The sequence below is a fragment of the Magnetospirillum aberrantis SpK genome, from assembly GCF_011022235.1.
Taxonomy (GTDB): domain Bacteria; phylum Pseudomonadota; class Alphaproteobacteria; order Rhodospirillales; family Magnetospirillaceae; genus Magnetospirillum; species Magnetospirillum aberrantis.
The window spans coordinates 113,299-132,034 of sequence record NZ_JAAIYP010000036.1; the positions used below are offsets into that span (position 1 = coordinate 113,299).

At 63.8% G+C, this 18,736-nt stretch carries 17 protein-coding genes and 2 tRNA genes; 9 read left to right on the forward strand and 10 right to left on the reverse strand.

Going from position 1 to position 18,736, the window contains the following annotated elements; all coding sequences use genetic code 11:
* Nucleotides 1-104 precede the first annotated feature (104 nt).
* Nucleotides 105-1,421: a sn-glycerol-3-phosphate ABC transporter substrate-binding protein UgpB gene (ugpB, locus tag G4223_RS09745; RefSeq protein WP_163678545.1), complete on the forward strand. Its 1,317-nt coding sequence runs from the start codon at nucleotides 105-107 to the stop codon at nucleotides 1,419-1,421.
* A gap of 9 nt (nucleotides 1,422-1,430) precedes the next feature.
* On the opposite strand, the gene G4223_RS09750 is transcribed toward ugpB, so the two are convergent.
* Nucleotides 1,431-2,195, reverse strand: a complete 765-nt coding sequence (locus G4223_RS09750; RefSeq protein WP_163678548.1) for an alpha/beta fold hydrolase — start codon at nucleotides 2,193-2,195, stop codon at nucleotides 1,431-1,433.
* Between the two features lie 203 nt (nucleotides 2,196-2,398).
* Between G4223_RS09750 and G4223_RS09755 the strand changes: the two genes are divergently transcribed.
* Nucleotides 2,399-3,148: an EF-hand domain-containing protein gene (locus G4223_RS09755; protein WP_163678551.1), complete on the forward strand. Its 750-nt coding sequence runs from the start codon at nucleotides 2,399-2,401 to the stop codon at nucleotides 3,146-3,148.
* A 160-nt stretch (nucleotides 3,149-3,308) separates the two neighbouring features.
* On the forward strand, nucleotides 3,309-4,172 hold the full coding sequence (xopAW, locus tag G4223_RS09760) for an EF-hand domain-containing protein (RefSeq protein WP_163678553.1): 864 nt from the start codon (nucleotides 3,309-3,311) through the stop codon (nucleotides 4,170-4,172).
* An 86-nt stretch (nucleotides 4,173-4,258) separates the two neighbouring features.
* Here the strand turns inward: xopAW and G4223_RS09765 are convergent, their stop codons facing one another.
* The 5 genes from G4223_RS09765 to G4223_RS09785 all read right to left on the reverse strand — a co-directional run bounded on the left by G4223_RS09765 (nucleotide 4,259) and on the right by G4223_RS09785 (nucleotide 8,758).
* On the reverse strand, nucleotides 4,259-5,002 hold the full coding sequence (locus tag G4223_RS09765; RefSeq protein WP_163678557.1) for an amino acid ABC transporter ATP-binding protein: 744 nt from the start codon (nucleotides 5,000-5,002) through the stop codon (nucleotides 4,259-4,261).
* Between the two features lie 8 nt (nucleotides 5,003-5,010).
* Entirely contained in the window at nucleotides 5,011-6,150 is a 1,140-nt protein-coding gene (locus G4223_RS09770; protein WP_163678560.1) for an amino acid ABC transporter permease, read from the reverse strand.
* Nucleotides 6,147-7,298 (reverse strand): amino acid ABC transporter permease, encoded by a 1,152-nt coding sequence (locus G4223_RS09775; RefSeq protein ID WP_338086860.1) that lies wholly within the window; start codon nucleotides 7,296-7,298, stop codon nucleotides 6,147-6,149. Before G4223_RS09775 ends, G4223_RS09770 begins: the two co-directional genes overlap by 4 nt.
* Nucleotides 7,299-7,332: 34 nt before the next feature.
* Nucleotides 7,333-8,355, reverse strand: coding sequence for an amino acid ABC transporter substrate-binding protein (locus G4223_RS09780; RefSeq protein ID WP_163678566.1), 1,023 nt, complete (start codon nucleotides 8,353-8,355; stop codon nucleotides 7,333-7,335).
* Between the two features lie 259 nt (nucleotides 8,356-8,614).
* Entirely contained in the window at nucleotides 8,615-8,758 is a 144-nt protein-coding gene (locus tag G4223_RS09785; RefSeq protein WP_163678569.1) for a hypothetical protein, read from the reverse strand.
* A 403-nt stretch (nucleotides 8,759-9,161) separates the two neighbouring features.
* On the opposite strand from G4223_RS09785, the gene G4223_RS09790 reads away from it, so the two are divergent.
* Both G4223_RS09790 and G4223_RS09795 read left to right on the forward strand, forming a co-directional pair.
* On the forward strand, nucleotides 9,162-9,581 hold the full coding sequence (locus tag G4223_RS09790) for a YchJ family protein (RefSeq protein ID WP_338086861.1): 420 nt from the start codon (nucleotides 9,162-9,164) through the stop codon (nucleotides 9,579-9,581).
* Nucleotides 9,539-10,339, forward strand: coding sequence for a YkgJ family cysteine cluster protein (locus G4223_RS09795; protein WP_163678574.1), 801 nt, complete (start codon nucleotides 9,539-9,541; stop codon nucleotides 10,337-10,339). The genes G4223_RS09790 and G4223_RS09795 overlap by 43 nt, the downstream gene beginning before the upstream one ends.
* Before the next feature lie 263 nt (nucleotides 10,340-10,602).
* Here G4223_RS09795 and G4223_RS09800 read toward each other — a convergent pair whose 3' ends face one another.
* The 4 genes from G4223_RS09800 to G4223_RS09815 form a co-directional block, all read right to left on the reverse strand.
* Entirely contained in the window at nucleotides 10,603-13,266 is a 2,664-nt protein-coding gene (locus G4223_RS09800) for a valine--tRNA ligase (RefSeq protein ID WP_205762456.1), read from the reverse strand.
* A gap of 106 nt (nucleotides 13,267-13,372) precedes the next feature.
* A complete protein-coding gene (locus tag G4223_RS09805; protein WP_241004052.1) occupies nucleotides 13,373-14,068 on the reverse strand; it encodes a DUF2497 domain-containing protein in 696 nt (231 codons plus the stop codon).
* A gap of 133 nt (nucleotides 14,069-14,201) precedes the next feature.
* Nucleotides 14,202-15,599 (reverse strand): TolC family outer membrane protein, encoded by a 1,398-nt coding sequence (locus G4223_RS09810; protein WP_163678576.1) that lies wholly within the window; start codon nucleotides 15,597-15,599, stop codon nucleotides 14,202-14,204.
* A 289-nt stretch (nucleotides 15,600-15,888) separates the two neighbouring features.
* On the reverse strand, nucleotides 15,889-16,542 hold the full coding sequence (locus G4223_RS09815) for a protein-L-isoaspartate O-methyltransferase family protein (RefSeq protein WP_163678579.1): 654 nt from the start codon (nucleotides 16,540-16,542) through the stop codon (nucleotides 15,889-15,891).
* A 222-nt stretch (nucleotides 16,543-16,764) separates the two neighbouring features.
* Between G4223_RS09815 and G4223_RS09820 the strand changes: the two genes are divergently transcribed.
* The 4 genes from G4223_RS09820 to G4223_RS09835 form a co-directional block, all read left to right on the forward strand.
* Nucleotides 16,765-16,838, forward strand: a tRNA-Cys gene (locus G4223_RS09820).
* Nucleotides 16,839-16,894: 56 nt separating this feature from the next.
* A tRNA-Asn gene (locus G4223_RS09825) sits at nucleotides 16,895-16,969 on the forward strand.
* A 205-nt stretch (nucleotides 16,970-17,174) separates the two neighbouring features.
* Entirely contained in the window at nucleotides 17,175-17,642 is a 468-nt protein-coding gene (locus G4223_RS09830; protein ID WP_163678581.1) for a chemotaxis protein CheW, read from the forward strand.
* Between the two features lie 21 nt (nucleotides 17,643-17,663).
* Nucleotides 17,664-18,736, forward strand: a 1,073-nt coding sequence (locus tag G4223_RS09835) for a HAMP domain-containing protein (RefSeq protein ID WP_163678584.1), incomplete at its 3' end; no start/stop codon positions are given.

An 18,736-nucleotide genomic window follows, 5' to 3' on the forward strand; every position in this document is an offset into this window, starting at 1 on the left:
GGGATAATACTTTTCAACTATTGATGAGGGACCCCGTACCATCCTATTGAAAAGGGGGACCGGTTCCGCCGGATTTCCGCGTTTTCTCGGGGGAGGAAAACCGAATGTCGCGCCGGGTCGTCGCAGCGATTGTCGCCATGCTGACGTGGATCGTTGCGACCGTGCCGGCCCACGCCGCGACGGAATTGATCCTGTGGCACGCCATGCCCGGCAAGCTGGGACGATGGATCGAGGATCTGGCCCAAGGCTTCAATGCCCGTCAAACCGATTATGTGGTCGTGCCGGTTTATAAGGGCAGCTATCCCGACACCATGGAAGCTGGACTTGCCGCCGCCCGTGCCGGCAAGCCGCCGCACATGCTTCAGGTGTTCGAGGTCGGGACCGCCACCATGATGGCGGCAAAGGGGGTGATCCGCCCGGTGCACCAGGTGATGGAGACGCTGGAACATCCGTTCGACGAACATGCCTACATGCCGGCGGTGACCCTTTACTACTCGAGCCAGGACGGCCACCTGCTGTCCATGCCGCTGAACAGTTCGACCCCGGTTCTGTTCTATGACCGCGCGGCTTTCGCCCGTGTCGGCCTTGATCCCGACAACCCGCCCAAGACATGGCCCGAATTGGAACAGGCCGCCCGCACCTTGATGAAGGCCGGCGCCACCTGCGGCTTCACCAGCCAATGGCAGTCATGGATACAGCTAGAGAACCTGTCGGCGTGGCACGACATTCCGTTTGCCAGCAAACAGAACGGTATCGCCGGCTATGATATCGAACTCAAATTCAACAGCCCGTTCCACGTCCAGCACATCGAACGGCTAGCGGCGTGGGCCCGCGAGCGCATCTTCGTTCCCCAGGGCCACCGCGACGAGGCGTTGGCTAAGTTCACCAGCGGCGAATGCTTCATGCTGTTCGCCAGTTCGGCCACCTTCGCCGAACTGAAAGGGGGCACGCCCGAGGATTTCGGCATCGGCATGTTGCCCTATTGGCCGGAAATCAAGTGGGCTCCGCGCAATTCGATCATCGGCGGCGCGACCCTGTGGGTGATGAACGGACACGCCGAGGGCGATTACAAGGGCATCGCCCGCTTCTTCGAATATCTGTCCGAACCCGAGGTCCAGGCGGCCTCGCACCAGCGCACCGGCTACCTTCCCATCACCCGCGAGGCCTATTCCCTGTCGCGGCGCCAGGGCTTCTACAAGACCAGCCCCGACAGCGAGATCGCCATCAAACAGATCACCCTGCATCGCCCCACCGAACATTCCCGCGGCGTGCGGCTGGGCGACTTCACCAAAATCCGCGACGTCATCGACGAGGAACTGGATTCCGTCTGGGCGGGACGCAAGGACGCCCGCACCGCCCTTGACGACGCGGTACGGCGCGGCAACGAGATCCTGCGCCAGTTCAACCGGCGACAGAAATAGCCACGGCCATCACGCCAGGAACAGCTCGACCGCCGACATGAATTCGATCGGCCGGTCGGCGTGCACCCAATGGCCCGCCCCGTCCACCGAATGGAAACGCGCCCCCGGAAACAGCGCCATGACCAGATCCTCGTGCGCCGGCAGGACATAGTCGGATTCCGAACCGTGCAGGAACAGCGCGGGACCGTCGTAATGGACGCCATCGGGAAAATGGGGAAAGGCCAGGATATCGTCCATGGCCGCCCCCAGGGTCGCCAGATTGGCCCGCCAACGATAGCCACCCGCGCCACCTTCCAGATTTTGCATCAGAAAGGCCCTGACGCGGGGATCGGGAATGGTGGCGGCCATCGCCTCCTCGACGTCGCCGCGCCGTTGCGCCGTCGCCAGGGGGGCCGCGCGCATCGCCTTGATGTAGGGGGCGAAAGTGTGGGTGTAGGAAACCGGGGCGATGTCCACCACCACCAGTTTCTCCACCAGTTCCGGTCGCGTCAGCGCCAGCGTCATCGCCGCCTTGCCGCCCATGGAATGCCCGAGCACCGCCGCCGGCCCGCCCACATGGCGTTCGATGAATGCCGCCACCTCGCGCGCCATGAACGGATAGTCCATGGTTTCGCTCCACGAACTGGCGCCATGGTTGGGCAGGTCCAGCGCCATCACCCGATGGTCGATGCCGAACCGGGCGGCGATGCCGCCCCAATTGCGCGAAGACCCCAAAAGACCATGCAGGATGATCAGCGGTTTGCCGGTGCCGGTTTCGATGACATGCAATTCCATGACGGTCCCGCGACTGGTGAAAGCGGTTATCTATCGTCCGCGCCATCTGGATACAAGACCCAGGCGCTTTTTTACGGACCGCGGACAAAAACCGGGCGGAAAATATTTTTGCATCTGGCGCGCAGGGAACGGGCGGCCGGCGCGTTCTACCATACGGGACACAGGATGTGTCCCTCAGGCACCGCAGCAGAAAGGCTCGCGCCATGATCTCCAGTCTTGGATCATATGGGGCCAGCGACGCCGCCCAATGGCGGCAGCAGATGTTCAACAAGACCGATGCCAACGGCGATTCCTCGCTCAGCAAGGACGAGTTGTTGGCGGCTCTTGAAGACGCCCCGAAAGGCAAGGACGGCGAAGATGCCTCGGCCATGGCCGAGAAAATGTTCGCCGACATGGACACCGACCAGGACGGCACCATCAGCCAGTCCGAATATTCTTCTTTCCAGCCGAAGTTCGATTCCAGCACCGCCAGCACCTTGCTGTCGGCGCAGGAAGAACCGCCGGAGCGCCCCTCGGCCGAGGACATGATGGCCGAGACCGACGCCGATGGCGACGGCGTCATCAGCAAGGACGAACTGGCCACCGTGCTGCAACAGCACGCGCAGAACGGCCAGGGCGGACCGTCCGTGGACGAGATGTTCTCGGACATGGACAGCGACGGCGACGGCTCGGTCAGCATGGAAGAGCTGACGGCTTTTGCCGACAAGGCCCCGTCCGGCCCGCCGCCGGGTGGCGCCGCTCCCACCGGTGGCGCTCAAGCCGCCGGCGGCGCCTCCTCCACGTCGGAAGAGGACGACGAGGAAGACTACGACCCGCTCGACACCAACAAGGATGGCGTGGTGTCGCTGAGCGAGCGGATGGCGGCGTCCGAGGAAAACTCGGCGACCACCGGCAAGCTCGCCAGTTCCACCCTGGCCACGTTGTTGGCCAGCGTGAACGAGGTCGCGGCCTGATCGGGCCGGCGTGGACGGGGTCCCCCACTCGTCCACGCCGAACCCCGCCCGTTCCTGCGTCTCGCCACGTAAAATATTCCAAGCCTGAACCGGGCGATTTTTCCGTAGCAACCATGTTCCGCCACGCGCGGGACCGACCAGCAACGGAAAGGCACCCGCCATGGTATCCAGCGTCACATCTTCGGGCAGTTCCATCGCCCAGATGTTGCAGATGCTCGCCCAGGCGAACAGCAGCAACAGCACAAGCAGTGCATCGTCAAGCACCGACAGCAGCCAACAGACGTCGCAGACGCAACAGCTGTTCTCGTCTCTCGACAGCGACAGCAGCGGTTCGATCAGCACATCCGAGTTTTCCTCGTTCACCAGCCGGTTCGACACCGACACCGGCTCGTCCCTGTTGTCGGCCCAGGAAACCGCCAGCAGCGACGAAGACCTGTTTTCCTCGCTCGACAGCGACGGCGACGGCGAGTTGTCGGAAAGCGAGTTGAGCGCCATGCAGCCGCCCCCACCGCCTTCGGGCGAAGGCAACGGTGACGGTGGCCTCGTGGAAGAACTGTTCAGCAGCATCGACGCCGACAGCAGCGGCAGCATCGACCTCGACGAATTGACCGCCGCCCTGGGCGACGATTCCGAAACCGACGCGGATTCGCTTTACAGCGAGCTCGATTCCGATGGCGACGGTTCGGTCAGCGAAAGCGAACTGGCCTCGGCCATGCCGCCTCCGCCACCACCGCCCGCCGCTTCCAGCGCCGACAGCAGCACGGTGGCAGCCACCACCTCGGCCGACAACACATCGACCGACAGTTCGACGACAAGCGGCTCGACAGCGGCGGCATCCTCGGGCGGCGGTTCGTCCTCGGCCAGCAGCGAAAGCTACGACCCGCTCGACACCAACCAGGACGGCACCGTGTCGCAAGAGGAACTACAGGCGGCACGCGGCCAGCAGTACCAGCCGACGCCGACCACCGGCAACTTGTCGGCCGGCACCCTGTCCAGCCTTCTGGGCGTCCAGATGGCCGCCTAAGGGGGCAGAGCAAGTTGCTCCTGCGCCTGCTCGGCGAGGGAACATGATGAACCTTGGATCGGGATGCCCATTTCGGGCATCCCGATCTAATGCCCGATGATCTGCCCCAGAAACTGGCGCGTGCGCTCGTTCCTGGGGTCGGCGAAGAATTGGGTGGGCGGCGCCGTCTCGACGATCCGGCCTTCATCCATGAACACCATGGTATCGGCCACCGCACGGGCGAACCCCATTTCATGGGTGACGCAGATCATGGTCATGCCGTCCTCGGCCAGGCCGATCATCACGTCCAGCACTTCCTTGACCATTTCGGGGTCCAAGGCCGACGTCGGCTCGTCGAACAGCATGATCGACGGTTTCATGCACAACGAGCGGGCGATGGCCACACGCTGTTGCTGGCCGCCCGACAACTGGCCGGGATATTTGTTCGCCTGCTCGGGAATGTGCACCCGCTCCAGGTAATGCATGGCCAGTTCCTCGGCCTCGGCCTTGGGAACGTGTTTCACCCACAGCGGCGCCAGCGTCAGGTTTTCCAGCACCGTCAGGTGGGGAAACAGGTTGAAGCTCTGGAACACCATGCCGACATCCTTGCGGATCGTCTCGATCGCCTTGACGTCGTCGCCCAGTTCGACGCCGCCCACGACGATGCGGCCGGCCTGATGCACCTCGAGCCGGTTGATGCAGCGGATCATGGTCGACTTGCCCGATCCCGAGGGACCGCACACCACCACCTTCTCGCCCTTGCCCACCGACAACGACAGGTCTTTCAGCACATGGAACGCCCCGTACCATTTCTGGACGTCGATCAGTTCCACCACCGGCGCCTCGGCCATTCCCCCTCCTAACGTTTCTGGCCGGTGGCGAGCTGATGCTCGAGCCACTGGCTGTATCGGGACATGAAGAAGCAAAAGGACCAATAGACCAAGGCGGCGGCCACATAGCCCTCGACGAAAAAGGGGCGCCATTCGGGATCGGCCAGCGCCGCCTTGGTGGCGGCCAACAGGTCGTAAAGCCCGACGATGGTCACCAGCGAGGTGTCCTTGAAGCAACTGATGAACTGGTTGACGATGGGCGGAATCACCAGCCGCAACGCCTGCGGCAGCACGATCAGCCGCATCTTGCGCCAATAGGACAGGCCCAGCGCGTCGGCCGCCTCTTCCTGACCACGCGGCACCGCCTGAAGACCGCCGCGCACCGCCTCGGCCAGATAGGCGGCGGTGAACAGAACCATGCCGACCAGCGCCCGCAACAGTTTGTCGATGGTGACGCCCTCGGGCAGGAACAGCGGGAACATGACGGACGCCATGAACAGCACGCTGACCAGCGGGATGCCGCGCACCAGTTCGATATAGGCGACGCTGAACGCCCGGATGACCGGCAGTTCCGAACGCCGGCCCAAGGCCAGGACGATGGACAGCGGAAAGGCCAGGGCGATGCCCAGCACCGCCAGCGCCAGAGTCAGCGGCAAACCGCCCCACATGTCGGTTTCGACGTAAGGCATGCCCAGCACGCCGCCCCACATCAACAGGGCGATGACGGCGAAACCGGCCAACCACGCCCACAACAGCCACGGCCGCCAAAAGGCGCGGACCGCGCTGGTCGCCAACAGCGTCACCAAGATGGCGGTGGCCAGCAACGGCCGCCAATGCTGGTCATAGGGATAGACGCCGAACAGCATCAGCCGGTGGCGTTCGCCGACCAGCGCCCAGCACGCCCCCTCGGCCTGACGGCAGGCGGCGCCGTCGCCGCCCCATTGGGCGTGCACCAAGGCCCAGGACAAGAACGGCGGCACCACTTCCCACAGCAACGCCAACGCCAGCAAGGTCATGACGGTGTTGGGCACCGAACCGAACAGGTTCTCGCGCGCCCAGCCCAACAGACGCGGCGGCCCCGGCGGTTGCAACGAGACGGCGCTCGGTTCCTCGACGTCGGCGGCGGCGACGCCCGTGGCGGAATGGTCGTGCGGCTGGCGGTCGATCATCGCGTCACCAGCGCCACACGCTCGTTATACCAGTTCATCAGCAGCGACAGCGCCAAACTGATGGTCAGGAACGCAGCCATCACCACGCCGACCCCTTCCACCGCCTGGCCGGTCTGGTTGATGGTGGTGTTGGCGACGCTGACCAGATCGGGATAGCCGATGGCCACCGCCAGCGACGAATTCTTGGTGAGGTTGAGGTATTGGCTGCTGAGCGGCGGAATGATCACCCGCAACGCCTGCGGCAGCACGATCAGCCGCAAGGTCTTGGCCCGCGACAACCCCAACGCCTGCGCCGCCTCGGTTTGTCCCGCCGGCACCGCCAGGATGCCCGAACGGACGATTTCGGCGATGAAGGCGGCGGTATAGACCGACAGCCCGGCCAGCAACGCGGCGAATTCCGGGCTGAGCGCGCCGCCACCGACGAAGTTGAAGCCGCGCAATTGCGGCACGTTCCACACCAGCGGCGCGCCGCCGGCCACGAACACCAGCGCGGGCAGCCCCAGCACCAGCGCGATCCCGGTCAGCACCCACGGAAACGGCCGGCCCGAACGGGCATGGCGTCCCAGCGCCCAGCGCCTGACACCCCACGCCGCCAGCAATCCCACCGCCAACGCCAAAGCCAACCATGGATAAAGCGGGTGAGATTCCGGCAGCGGCACCTTGAGGCCACGGTTGGACAAGAATATTCCGGGCACCGGATTGAGCGCCTGACGGGGCCCCGGCAAGGCGGTGACCAGCCCGTACCACACGAACAACTGCAACAGCAGCGGGATGTTGCGCACGCCTTCGACATAAAGCGTCGCCAGCCGCGCCACCAGCCAGTTGCCGGACAGCCGGGAGATACCCACCACCAGACCGATGACCGTGGCGGCCGCGATCCCCAGCACCGACACCTGCAAGGTGTTGAGCAACCCGACGGCCAGGGCATGCAGATAGGAATCGGCCGGGGAATAGGCGATCAGGCTTTCGCCGATGCCGAACCCGGCCTCGCGCTCCAGGAAGTCCAGCCCGGTGGCGATGCCGCGCGCCTCCAGGTTGACCAGGGTGTTGCGCACCAGATACCAGCCGACCGCCAGCACCACCAGCACCACCAGCACCTGATAGACGATGCCGCGGAAGCGGGCGCTGTTGAGCAGCGACCGCTTCACCACATGCCCTTGGCCCACCGCCACCGGATGGAACCTACTTGAACGGCGGCGGGTACATCAGCCCGCCATGGCTGTAAAGCGCGTTCAGCCCGCGTTCCACCTTGAGCTTGGAGCCCATGCCGACGTTGCGTTCGAAGCTTTCGCCGTAATTGCCCACCTGCTTGACGATGTTGTAGGCCCATTTCTCGTCCACGCCCAGGGACTGGCCGTTGCCCGGCGTCGCGCCAAGAATGCGCTTCACCTCGGGATCGGGCGAGGTCAGCATCTGGTCGACGTTCTTCGAGGTGATGCCCTTTTCCTCGGCGGCGATCATGGCGTAGATGGACCAACGCACCAGATCCAGCCATTGGTCGTCGCCATGGCGCACCACCGGGGTCAACGGCTCGCGCGAGATCAGTTCGGGCAAGATCAGGTAATCGTCGGGATTGGCCGCTTCATTGGCCCGCACCGCCGCCAGTTGCGAGGTGTCGGATGAAAACGAGTCACAGCGTCCAGAGAAGAAGGCGCTGGTCAGTTCCTCGTTCTTTTCGATGACGACCGGCTTGTAGCTCATCTTGTTGGCGCGGAACCAGTCGGTCAAATTCTGTTCCGAGGTGGTGCCGGGCAACACGCAGATGGTGGCCCCGTCCAGTTCCTTGGCCGACTTGACCCCCAGCTTGCGCGGCACCATGAAGCCCTGACCGTCGTAATAGGTGGTGACGGCGAAGTTCAGGCCGTTGGCGGTGTCGCGCGACAGCGTCCAGGTGGTGTTGCGGGCCAGCATGTCGATTTCGCCCGATTGCAGCGCCGGAAGACGTTGCTGGGCCGACAGCGGCGTGAACTTGACCTTGCCCGCGTCGCCGAACATGGCCGCCGCCACCGCCCGACAGGCATCGACGTCCAGACCGGCCCAATTGCCCTTGTCGTCGGGGGCGGAAAATCCGTAAAGCCCAAGGTTGACGCCGCATTGGACGAACCCCTTGGCCTTGACCGCGTCGAAAGTCGCGCCGGCATGGGCCGGCAACGAAGCGGCAGACGTCAGAACGGCGGCAACCGCCAGCGTTTTGAACAAGGTCATCGAAGCACCCCCTCCGCGATTGGTTTCCCAAAAGGTATGCGCATCCCGCCCATGGGTAAAGGCAAGGAAACACCCTTTGGGTCATTATGTGCGAAGAAAAGGCAGCTTTTGCACCCCCGGCCAGCGATTTTCATGCCGCTTTCATGCCGCCCGGAAAAGCGAAAGGGCCGCGGACCGGTCAAAAAGACCCGGTCGGGCGGCCCCGTCGATTGGCGTCCCCGTCACAGGGGAAGCGAAACCTAAGGCATCGGCACGCCGATCAGGCGGCCAATGCGTCCTCGTTCTGGCGAACCAGCAATTCCACCACGGCCAATTGCCAGATGCGCGACCCCTGCGCCTTGGGATCGGCGGCGATTTCCCGCAGGGTGGCGACCGGAACGTTGCGAATCCATTCTTCGAGCATCGAAATGCGCTCCAAACCATTATTGCGCCGCAGCATACAGATAATCGTCGGCCGATTACTACAGATGACCTTGCATCGGAGCCATGTGCGGAATGCAATTCCTTGTGGTTATCCGAAAACTTCCGGTTTTTCTGATATATGCCGTCGATTGTGGTAGAACCTGCAACACGATCCCGGATTGGGGACCCGCCATGACAGTCGCGTTGTTCCTGCACGTCTTCTGCGCCGCCGTCTGGACGGGATGCGTCCTGGTGGCGCTGGTGGGGGCTCACGGCATGGTGCTAGCGGGGCGCTGACGGGAACGGTAAGGTAGCGCCACCCGCGCCCACAGACACGAGTCCCCGTCGCCATGTCCTTGTGCCCCTGTTCTTCCGGCCGTTCCCTGGTGGAATGCTGCCAACCCGTGATCGATGGCGTCCCGGCCCCCAGCGCCGAATCCCTGATGCGTGCCCGCTACACCGCTTTCGTGTCGGGCCGGATGGACTTTCTCGACCGCACCTTGGCCCCGGAAAAGCGCGACGACGTGGACCACGCCGAGGTCGAGGCCTCGGCCCGCGAGGCGCAGGGATTGGGACTCGACGTCCGCGCCAGCCAACAGGATGGCGACACCGCCACCGTCGAATACGTCGCCCGTTTCCGCCTGCACGGCCAACAGGTGGCCCACCACGAACTGGCCCGCTTTCGTCGCGAGGGCGGGGAATGGCTGTACGTGGACGGCGACGTCAACCCGAAAGCGGCGCCGCGCGTGGCCGCCAAGGTCGGACGCAACGATCCCTGTCCATGCGGATCTGGACAGAAATACAAGAAGTGCTGCGGCGCCTGATGGCGAACGAACGCCATTTCGCCTGTACCGCCTGCGGCAAATGCTGTTACGGGCTGTTGCCGCTGACCCTGGCCGACGCTTGCGCCCACGCCGACCGCTTTCCCTTGGGGGTGCTGTGGATGCCGGTACGCCCCAACCAGCGCGCCCACGCCATCACCGCCCGCATCGGAACCAGTGTGCGGCTGCGCGACCGTCGGAGCGTCGCCGTCCGTATCACCGCCGTTTCCTACGTGCCGCCATCCCTGCCCTGTCCCGCGCTGTCGCCGGATGGCAAATGCTCCATCCACGACAGCAAGCCGGCGCGGTGTCGAACCATGCCGTTCTTTCCCTATGTGGACGACGCCGAACAAGCCGCGCAACTGTTGCCGCGCAAGGGCTGGGAATGCGACGTTTCGGAAGCGGCACCAATTGTGTTGCGGGACCGGAACATTCTTGACCGTGCCGATTTCGACGCGGAACGGAACCAACTTCTTGCGCAGGCGCCGTTGCTGCGCCGCTATGCCGAAGCCACGCTGGCCGCCACACCGGGGTTGTTGGACAAATTGGGCATGGTCGCCTCGCGTCCCTTGGGCGGCGAGCTGTTGCTGGGCATGAGCACCTTGCTGCCCCATTGGCCCGACATCGACGCCCAGGACTTCGCCCGCCGCCAGCAAAAGGTGCTGGGCGACTTTTCCTCACTGGTCGGCGACGACGCGACGGTGTCGGAATTCGCCCACCGCTATCGCCAATGGGGGCGCGAGATGGGCCGCATCCTCTGATATCGCCCGGCAAATGAATTGATACCGCCGGGCGGTATCATTATTGGGCGCGGCGGTGGCCGGCTTCGGCCATGAGGTGCGCTTGCTGCCACCAGAGCCAGGTCGTACTTGTTCTTGTTGGCCCAGCGACGCGATGGTCACCATCTCCAGTTCCGTCTGTTGGGGCGTCGGTTTCCTGAGCATGCCCCATTGCACAAAAGCCCCCGCCAAGGGCGAGGGCTTTGTCGGCAATCTGAGGGGGCTTGCGCCCCCTTTCCCCGTCCTCAGGCGCCGGACAGACGCTGAAGGGCCTCTTGCAACTTTTCTTTTGCCGCCGACCATTCGGCCCGCCGCTCGCGGTTCTCCTCGACCACTTCTGGGGCCGCCTTGGCGACGAAATCGGGATTGGCGAACTTCTTGTCCACCTTGGCGATTTCGTTTTCGACGCGGGCGATTTCCTTTTCCAGGCGGACACGTTCCTTGTCGATGTCGATGACCCCGGCCAACGGCATGACCAGCGTCGCCTCGTCCACCACCATCTGGGCGGCCCCGTGCGAGAACGCCTGGGCGACGCGGTCGGCGCCGGCATGGGGTTCGAACGCCGCCAGACGGGCCAGACGCACGATCAGGTCGGCATGGGTCTTGGCCCAACCGGCACGGCCGCCATCCAGACCCGAGACCAGCAAATCCACCTGGGCGCCGGCCGGCACGTTCATCTCGGACCGCACGCCGCGCACGGTGGAGATGACGCGCACCACCCAATCCATTTCCTCTTCGGCGGTGGAATCGTGCAGACCGTCGAATTTGGGCCAGTCCCGCAGCATCAACTGGTCGGAACGGCCGCCCATCTGCGCCCACAATTCTTCGGTGATGAAGGGCATGAAGGGATGCAGGACGTGCAGGATCATGTCCAGCACCCAGGCGGCGGTGGCCCGCGTCTCGGCCTTGGCTGCCTCGTCCGAACCCGAGAAGATGGGCTTGGCGAATTCCAGATACCAGTCGCAGAAAGTCCCCCAGACGAACTGATAGGTCGCGCCGGCGGCGGCGTCGAAGCGATAGCCGTCCAACGCGGCGGCCACCTTGTCCGCGGTCTCGGCGGTCTTGCCGACAATCCAGCGGTTGACCGTTTCCTTGACCGCCTTGGGGTCGAAGCCGGCGACCGGGGCGCATTCGTTCATCTGACAGAAACGCGCCGCGTTCCACAGCTTGGTGGCGAAGTTGCGATAGCCCTCGACCCGGCCTTCCGCCAGCTTGATGTCGCGCCCCTGGGCGGCCAGCGCCGCCAGAGTGAAACGCACGGCGTCGGTGCCGTATTTGTCCATCAACACCAAGGGGTCGATGACGTTGCCCTTGGACTTCGACATCTTCTGGCCCTTCTCGTCACGAACCAGGGCATGGATGTAGATGTCCTTGAACGGCACCTCGCCCATGAAATGGATGCCCATCATCATCATGCGGGCGACCCAGAAGAAGATGATGTCGAAGCCGGTCACCAGGACGTCGGTGGTGTAATAACGGGCCAGTTCCGGGGTCTGTTCCGGCCAGCCCAGGGTCGAGAACGGCCACAGCGCCGACGAGAACCAAGTGTCGAGAACGTCGGTGTCACGGGTCAGCTCGACCGTCTTGCCGTAATGGGCGGCGGCGGCGGCGGCGGCCTCGGCCTCTGTCTTCTCGACGAACACGGCACCGTCGGGACCGTACCATGCCGGCACCTGATGCCCCCACCAGATCTGGCGTGAGACGCACCACGGCTGGATGTTGCGCATCCACTCGTAATAGGTGTTTTCCCAATGCTTGGGAGTGAACTTGGTCTTTCCGGTCTCGACCGCCTCCAGGGCCGGCTTGGCCAGGGTCGGCGCGTCCACGTACCACTGGTCGGTCAACCACGGCTCGATCACCACGCCGGAACGGTCGCCATAGGGCACCATGTGCACGTGGTTCTCGATCTTGTCGAGCAGCCCCAGTTCCTCGATGACGGCGACAATCTTCTTACGCGCTTCGTAACGGTCAAGTCCCAGATACTCGGCCGGCACGTCGCCGGTGATCTTGGCGTCGCGGTCCAGGACATTGATCTGCGGCAGGTTATGGCGCTTGCCGACCTCGAAATCGTTGAAATCGTGGGCCGGAGTGATCTTGACCGCGCCGGTGCCCTTGGTCGGGTCGGAATATTCGTCGGCGACGATGGGGATCAGGCGGCCGACGATGGGCAGGCGCACCATCTTGCCCACCAGATGGGTATAACGTTCGTCTTCGGGATGAACCGCGACGGCGCTGTCGCCCAGCATGGTTTCGGGACGGGTGGTGGCGACGGTGATGAAGGTGTCGGCCATCCCCTCGACCGGATACTTGAAGTGCCACATGTGGCCCTTCACCTCGCGCTGCTCCACCTCAAGGTCCGAGATGGCGGTGTGCAGCTTGGGGTCCCAATTGACCAGCCGCTTGTCGCGATAAAGCAACCCCTGCTTATAAAGGGTGACGAACACCTCACGCACGGCGGCCGACAGGCCCTCGTCCATGGTGAAGCGTTCCTTGGCCCAGTCGGGCGAAGCTCCCAGACGGCGAAGCTGACGGGTGATGGTGCCACCCGATTCCGCCTTCCATTCCCACACGCGCTCGATGAACTTGTCGCGGCCCAGATCATGGCGGGTGATCTTCTGCGCCTCGAGCTGACGCTCCACCACCATCTGGGTGGCGATGCCGGCATGGTCGGTGCCCGGTTGCCACAGGGCGTCGCGACCGATCATGCGATGATAACGGATCAACACGTCCTGAAGCGTGAAGGTCAGCGCGTGGCCCATGTGCAGGCTGCCGGTCACGTTCGGCGGCGGCATCATGATGGTGTAGGGGACCTTGTCGGAATCGGTGTGGGCGGCGAACGCCCCCGATTGCTCCCAACGCTCGTAGTGCTTCGGCTCAACTTCGGACGGGCGATACGTCTTGTCCAGCATGACCAGGCTATTCCTGTTGCTTTTGTGTCGATGTCTTTAGGGCTGAAACGAGAAAGGCGGCCCGGAGATACCCCCGAGCCGCCTCGAAACCCGGAACCGACAGAGACTAGTAGTTCTCTGCGCGGTTTACCATCTTCTCGATTTCCTTCTTGATGATGCGCTCGATCATGTACGGCAGGTTTTCGTCCAGCCATTCCTTGAGAATCGGGCGCAACAGCTCGCGGACCATGTCTTCCAGGGTGACGCCGCCATTGCCGATGCCGATAGCACGCTGGCGTACGATTTCCCGCGCCAGATCGGACAACAGCGAGGTCGAACGCTGGGCGACAGGTTCGGAAATCAACCCGTCGTCATCGACCGGAGCCATGCGGCGCGGCGGCGGCATGGGGGCCGGCGGCGGCTCGGGCTCGTAATCGTCCAGGATGTCGGGCTTGAACTGGTTGATGTCGAAAGCCGGCTCAGGCTCGTCCAACACCATGTCGTCGGTCAGTTCGAGGATGTCTTCTTCCGGTTCCGGCTCGGGCTCAGGTTCCGGCGGGGCATTGAACAGGGCGTCGATGTCGTCCTGCGGCAACGGCTCGGGTTCCGGGGCGGGAACCGGGTCCGGGGTCGCCGTGGCGAACAACGCGTCGATGTCGTCCTGGGACGACTTCACCGGCTCCGGCTCGGGTTCGGGCTCCGGCATCGGTTCGGGTTCTGGAGCCTTGGGCTTCTCCTCGGCCTCATCCTCCGACAAAATGCGGCGGATGGAGGCAAGGATGTCCTCCATTGACGGTTCCTGTTGGGCCTTGTCGTCACTCATGGCTCGACTGTCCGATGGTCCCCTGGTTCGGAAGCTGCGTTCATCATGGCGCACGCCCCCCTAAAATTCATTAACGTCCTGACCAGACCGCGAAGGGCGGGCCGGCCATCCGGCCCCCCGCCCCGTTTCGCCGTCAGTCGGTGTAACCCGGGGCCGGCTCGATACCGGTACCGATCCATTGTCCGCGCACGTCGTCATAATGACGGGTCGGATCGTAGGCCTCGACCGACAGGGCAAGCCCCTCGGCCGTCATCTGCCCAAGAGCCGACTTGACCTGGTAGGTGGCGACCATTTCGTCGTGCTGGGCACGCACCATGCTGACGCGGGCGTCGAACAATTCCTGTTCGGCGTCGAGAACGTCGAGCACGGTCCGCGAACCGACCTTGGCCTCTTCCTCGACACCGGCCAACGCCAGTTCCGAAGCCTTGATCTGGCTTTCGTAGGATTTGATGCTGGCACGCGCGGCCTGAAGGTCTTCCCAACCGCGGGTCGCGGTCTCGAGCGAATCGCGACGCGCCTGATCTGCCTCGATCCGGCGCTGGCCGTAGGTGTGCTTCTGGGCGCGAACGCGGGAATAGGTGCCGCCACCTTCGTACAGCGGAACGCTGACGTTCAGGGTCGCCTGAAGATTTTCCGTTTCCAGGCGGTTCTCACCGGCCGGGCGCGAACTGGTGTCGTGGCCGCGGGAATATTGGCCATCCACCGACACGGTCGGCAGCAACTCGCCAAACACCAGATCGATGCCTTCCTTGGCCGCCGAAGCGGTCCAGTCGGCGGCGACGACGTTGGGGTTCTTGGCCAGGGCCACGGCCTTGACCTCGTCGAACAAGGCCGGCACCGAAACCGGTTCCTGCGGCGCCTGTGGCGCCTCGGGCGCGTAGCCGACAACGTTGGTGAAGTTGGCACGGCTGTTTTGCAGCGCGCCCTCAGCGGCGACCCGATCAGCCGAGGCACGCGCCAGCCGGGCCTCGGCCTGGCTGACGTCGGTGCGGGTGATCTCGCCGACGCGGAAGCGCTCCTGCGCCGCGTCCAATTGGCGGCGCAACACCTGCTCGTTGTTGATGTTCAACTTCAGCACCGCCTCGTCCCGCACCACGTTGAGATAAGCGGTGGCGGCGTTGAGCAGAATGCTCTGCTCGGTCGCCTGCAACAAGGCGCGCTCGGCCATCACCGTCGCTTCGGCCTGCTTGGTCTGAGCCACGGTGCGGCCACCACGGTACAGCGGCTGCGACACGTTCAACGCATAATTGGACGGGCTGCGGTTGCTTTCGCGGGTATTGGCCTGGTTGCTTTCATATTTGCCGCGACCGGCATCGCCGCTCAACGTGACGGTGGGACGCCAGTTGGCGAGAGCCTGGGGCACGCCCTCGTCCGAGGCGCGCAGGCGGGCGCGCCGAGCCTGCAAGGTCGGATTGGTGTTGTAGGCGGAGACAAGCACCTCCTCCAACGTTTCGGCGCCGGCCATCGCGGGAGCAAGAAACGCCCCTCCTCCGATCAGCGCCACACCGGCCAACAAGCATGCTTTCCTCATTCCGCACCTTCCTGCAATGTTGGATCGCCCCCAATCCTCTGCGGCGAAAGATTCCCCTGGAACAATAACTTTCCTGAATGAAAGATCAAGAAATATTCCTTAACACCCCGACACGACATCTCAGCCGGCCACCTCCCTGCTTTCCTGGCGATTCCCCAGGAGTCCCGGCCTTGACCGTCGCCGGAAACGGCACGGGCCGGACGTTGATTCGCCCGGCCCGTACTGCAAGGTTATTTACGAAGTCTTAACACCCATCCTTCGGTCGTCTATGAAACACCCGAAAAGACGGTCAGAACACGAATTTGGGCTTGCTCTCGAACCCCGGCAACAGCGGCGCAGCCAAATCGAACAGCACGCGGCGACCGAAGGTGTCGCCGACACGAACCACCAAGGTCCCCTTGCCACGCCCCGGCACGGTCGAAAGCACCGAAACCAGACGGCCCCCATCCGCCAACTGACGGCAGATGCCGGCAGGAATCTCGTTCACCGCGCCGGCGAACAGAATGACGTCGTAAGGCGCCTGGGCGGCATAGCCCTGTTCCAACGGACCACGCACCACGGCGGCGTTGTCGATCCCCAGGTCGGACAGCGACTGCCCGGCCCGCGCCGCCCATTCGGCGTCGCATTCGACGGACACCACCGTTTGCGCCAGCTTGGACAGCACGGCGGCGACATAACCGGTGGCGTCGCCAATGCACAAGACCACGTCGGACGGGGTAACGCCGGCACCGATCAACAGACGCGCCACCACCAGCGGCTCGGGAAGGACACGCCCGCCACCGACATCCAGATCCTCGTCCACATAGGCACAGGCCCGCAGGGCCTTGGGAACGAACACTTCGCGCGGGATTTCGGCCAACGCCGCCGTCACCGCAGGATCGATGACCCGGTTGGTGCGAATCTGATTTTCCACCATGTTGATACGGGCGGCGGTGTAATCCATGAGTGCTCCCCTTTTTCGCACGATCGAAGCGTACAGGCGGGTCGTTCTCCCCCCTATTCGGGCGGGGCGACCGATGGTTTTATAAAGGCCCGCAAAAGCAAACTCAATGCCTCGCCCATGCCCATGGCGACAGGGCGACGTTTTTTTGCACGAAGCCCTTGACCCCCCAGAACGAGCCGCGTATAAGCACCCTCCTCACGACGGCCTCTGGCCGGTTTTGAGGGCCGGATGGCAGAGTGGTGATGCAGCGGACTGCAAATCCGCGTACGTCGGTTCAATTCCGGCTCCGGCCTCCAATCGCCCATGGCGTGTGAGCAAGTTTCCAGGTGCGCGGACCGCTGCCGCGCCCTGATCCGGAGTAGCTCAGCGGTAGAGCAGCCGGCTGTTAACCGGCTGGTCGGGGGTTCGAATCCCTCCTCCGGAGCCAACAAAAGGCCGGACCGAAAGGTCCGGCCTTTTTCGCGTCCAGCAGACGCCATATTTATTTGCATATGCAAATAAATACCCCGCCACAGATCCACATTAGACGCAAAATAATACGCACAGTCCGTTGCCGCTTTTCGCAGCTTTGCGCATCAGCTATTGTCCTTGACTAGAAATTACACGCTGTTTGACGCGGACGTTGAGGAACTATGTCGGATAGCAATTCAAAACAGTTCATCTCGTTCACCATTGGGGACGAGGAATACGGTGTGGACATCATGGCCATCCGCGAGATCAAGGGATGGACGCAGACCACCGAGCTTCCCAACACTCCGCCCTTCATGCGCGGCGTCATCAACCTGCGTGGGGCCATCGTTCCCATTCTCGACCTGCGCGCCCGTTTCTGTGCGGCACGCACCGACACCACCGAACGTCACGTCATCATCGTCGTCGCCGTCGGCACCAGAGTCGCCGGCATCCTGGTTGACGCGGTCGCCGACATCATTGCCGTCGCCGCCAGCGACATCCAGGGGGTTCCGCAACTGGACCATGGTTCGGCCGCCGGCTTCCTGACCGGGCTGGTGACGGTCGAAGGGCGCATGGTGGCGCTTCTCGACCTCGACCGTATTTTCGACTTCGACGCGATGGACGGCGTCGCCTTGGCCGCAACGGCCTGACGCCGAACGAAAGGAACATCCATGAGCACCGGCCTGACCGTTCGCAAGCGCATCTACGGCGGTTTCTTTGGAATCCTGGCATTGCTGGCCCTGGTGGCCGGACTGGGATTCTGGGGTTTCCTGACCGTGGGGGGCAACGTGGGACGCTACGCCACCGTCGCGTCCGACACCGTCCGCATTCAACAGATCGACCGCGAGGTGTCCGATCTGCGCCGCAACGTTCTGCTGTTCACCGAAAAGGACGACCAGAACGCGCTGGCCCAGATCCGAACCATCCAGACCAACCTGCGCAACCACGTGGGCGAAGCGGCGACGTCCGCCTCCACCCCCGAGCGCAAGGCCAATGTCGAGGCCATGGGGCGCCTGATCTCGGAATACGGCACCCTTCTCGACAAGGCGGTGGAACTGAGCCGCAAACGGGCCAGCCTGCTGAACGAAACCCTGATTCCCCTGGGCAACCAGGCATTGGGAGCCTTGCAGAGCTATCGCGACGCCGTCAGCCAACGCGGTGGCGACCAAGTGTTCGCCACCGGTCGCGCCTATGAACAGGTTCTGACCGCGCGTCTGTTCGTCGCCCGCTTCTTCATTACGCCGGTGCCCAAGCTGGGCGAAGACGCCAAGGACCAGTTGGGGCTGGCCATCGATCGCCTGCAACAGCTTGCCGAAGGCGAGAAGGACGCACAATTGCGGCGTCAGGCGGAACAGGCGGCCACCCAATTCGGTCAATATCAGCACTATTTCGGCGAAACCATCGCCGTGATCTTCGAATTGAACCGCATCATCAATCAGGAACTGGCGCCGCGCGGACTGCGCTTCGCGGAACTGGCGGCCCAAACCCGCGACGACCACCTGGGCGAGATGGACGGGTTGCGCGTCGACACCTTGGGGACGGTTTCGGCCCAAAAGGTTCTGACCGGCATTCTCAGCGTGATCGCCATGGTGATCGGAATCACGTCGGCGGCGTTGATCGCGCGTTCGATCCTGGTGCCCATCAACCGCATGACCGAGGCCATGGGCGATCTTGCCGGCGGCCGGCTTGACGTCACCGTTCCGGCGCTGGAGCGCGGCGACGAGATCGGCCAGATGGCCCAGGC

Bases quoted from the DNA above. Each gene is read 5' to 3' on its own strand.
- ugpB (WP_163678545.1), top strand. From the start codon at position 105: ATGTCGCGCCGGGTCGTCGCAGCGATTGTCGCCATGCTGACGTGGATC.
- G4223_RS09750 (WP_163678548.1), bottom strand. From the start codon at position 2,195: ATGGAATTGCATGTCATCGAAACCGGCACCGGCAAACCGCTGATCATC.
- G4223_RS09755 (WP_163678551.1), top strand. From the start codon at position 2,399: ATGATCTCCAGTCTTGGATCATATGGGGCCAGCGACGCCGCCCAATGG.
- xopAW (WP_163678553.1), top strand. From the start codon at position 3,309: ATGGTATCCAGCGTCACATCTTCGGGCAGTTCCATCGCCCAGATGTTG.
- G4223_RS09765 (WP_163678557.1), bottom strand. From the start codon at position 5,002: ATGGCCGAGGCGCCGGTGGTGGAACTGATCGACGTCCAGAAATGGTAC.
- G4223_RS09770 (WP_163678560.1), bottom strand. From the start codon at position 6,150: ATGATCGACCGCCAGCCGCACGACCATTCCGCCACGGGCGTCGCCGCC.
- G4223_RS09780 (WP_163678566.1), bottom strand. From the start codon at position 8,355: ATGACCTTGTTCAAAACGCTGGCGGTTGCCGCCGTTCTGACGTCTGCC.
- G4223_RS09785 (WP_163678569.1), bottom strand. From the start codon at position 8,758: ATGCTCGAAGAATGGATTCGCAACGTTCCGGTCGCCACCCTGCGGGAA.
- G4223_RS09795 (WP_163678574.1), top strand. From the start codon at position 9,539: ATGCGGATCTGGACAGAAATACAAGAAGTGCTGCGGCGCCTGATGGCG.
- G4223_RS09800 (WP_205762456.1), bottom strand. From the start codon at position 13,266: ATGCTGGACAAGACGTATCGCCCGTCCGAAGTTGAGCCGAAGCACTAC.
- G4223_RS09805 (WP_241004052.1), bottom strand. From the start codon at position 14,068: ATGAGTGACGACAAGGCCCAACAGGAACCGTCAATGGAGGACATCCTT.
- G4223_RS09810 (WP_163678576.1), bottom strand. From the start codon at position 15,599: ATGAGGAAAGCATGCTTGTTGGCCGGTGTGGCGCTGATCGGAGGAGGG.
- G4223_RS09815 (WP_163678579.1), bottom strand. From the start codon at position 16,542: ATGGATTACACCGCCGCCCGTATCAACATGGTGGAAAATCAGATTCGC.
- G4223_RS09830 (WP_163678581.1), top strand. From the start codon at position 17,175: ATGTCGGATAGCAATTCAAAACAGTTCATCTCGTTCACCATTGGGGAC.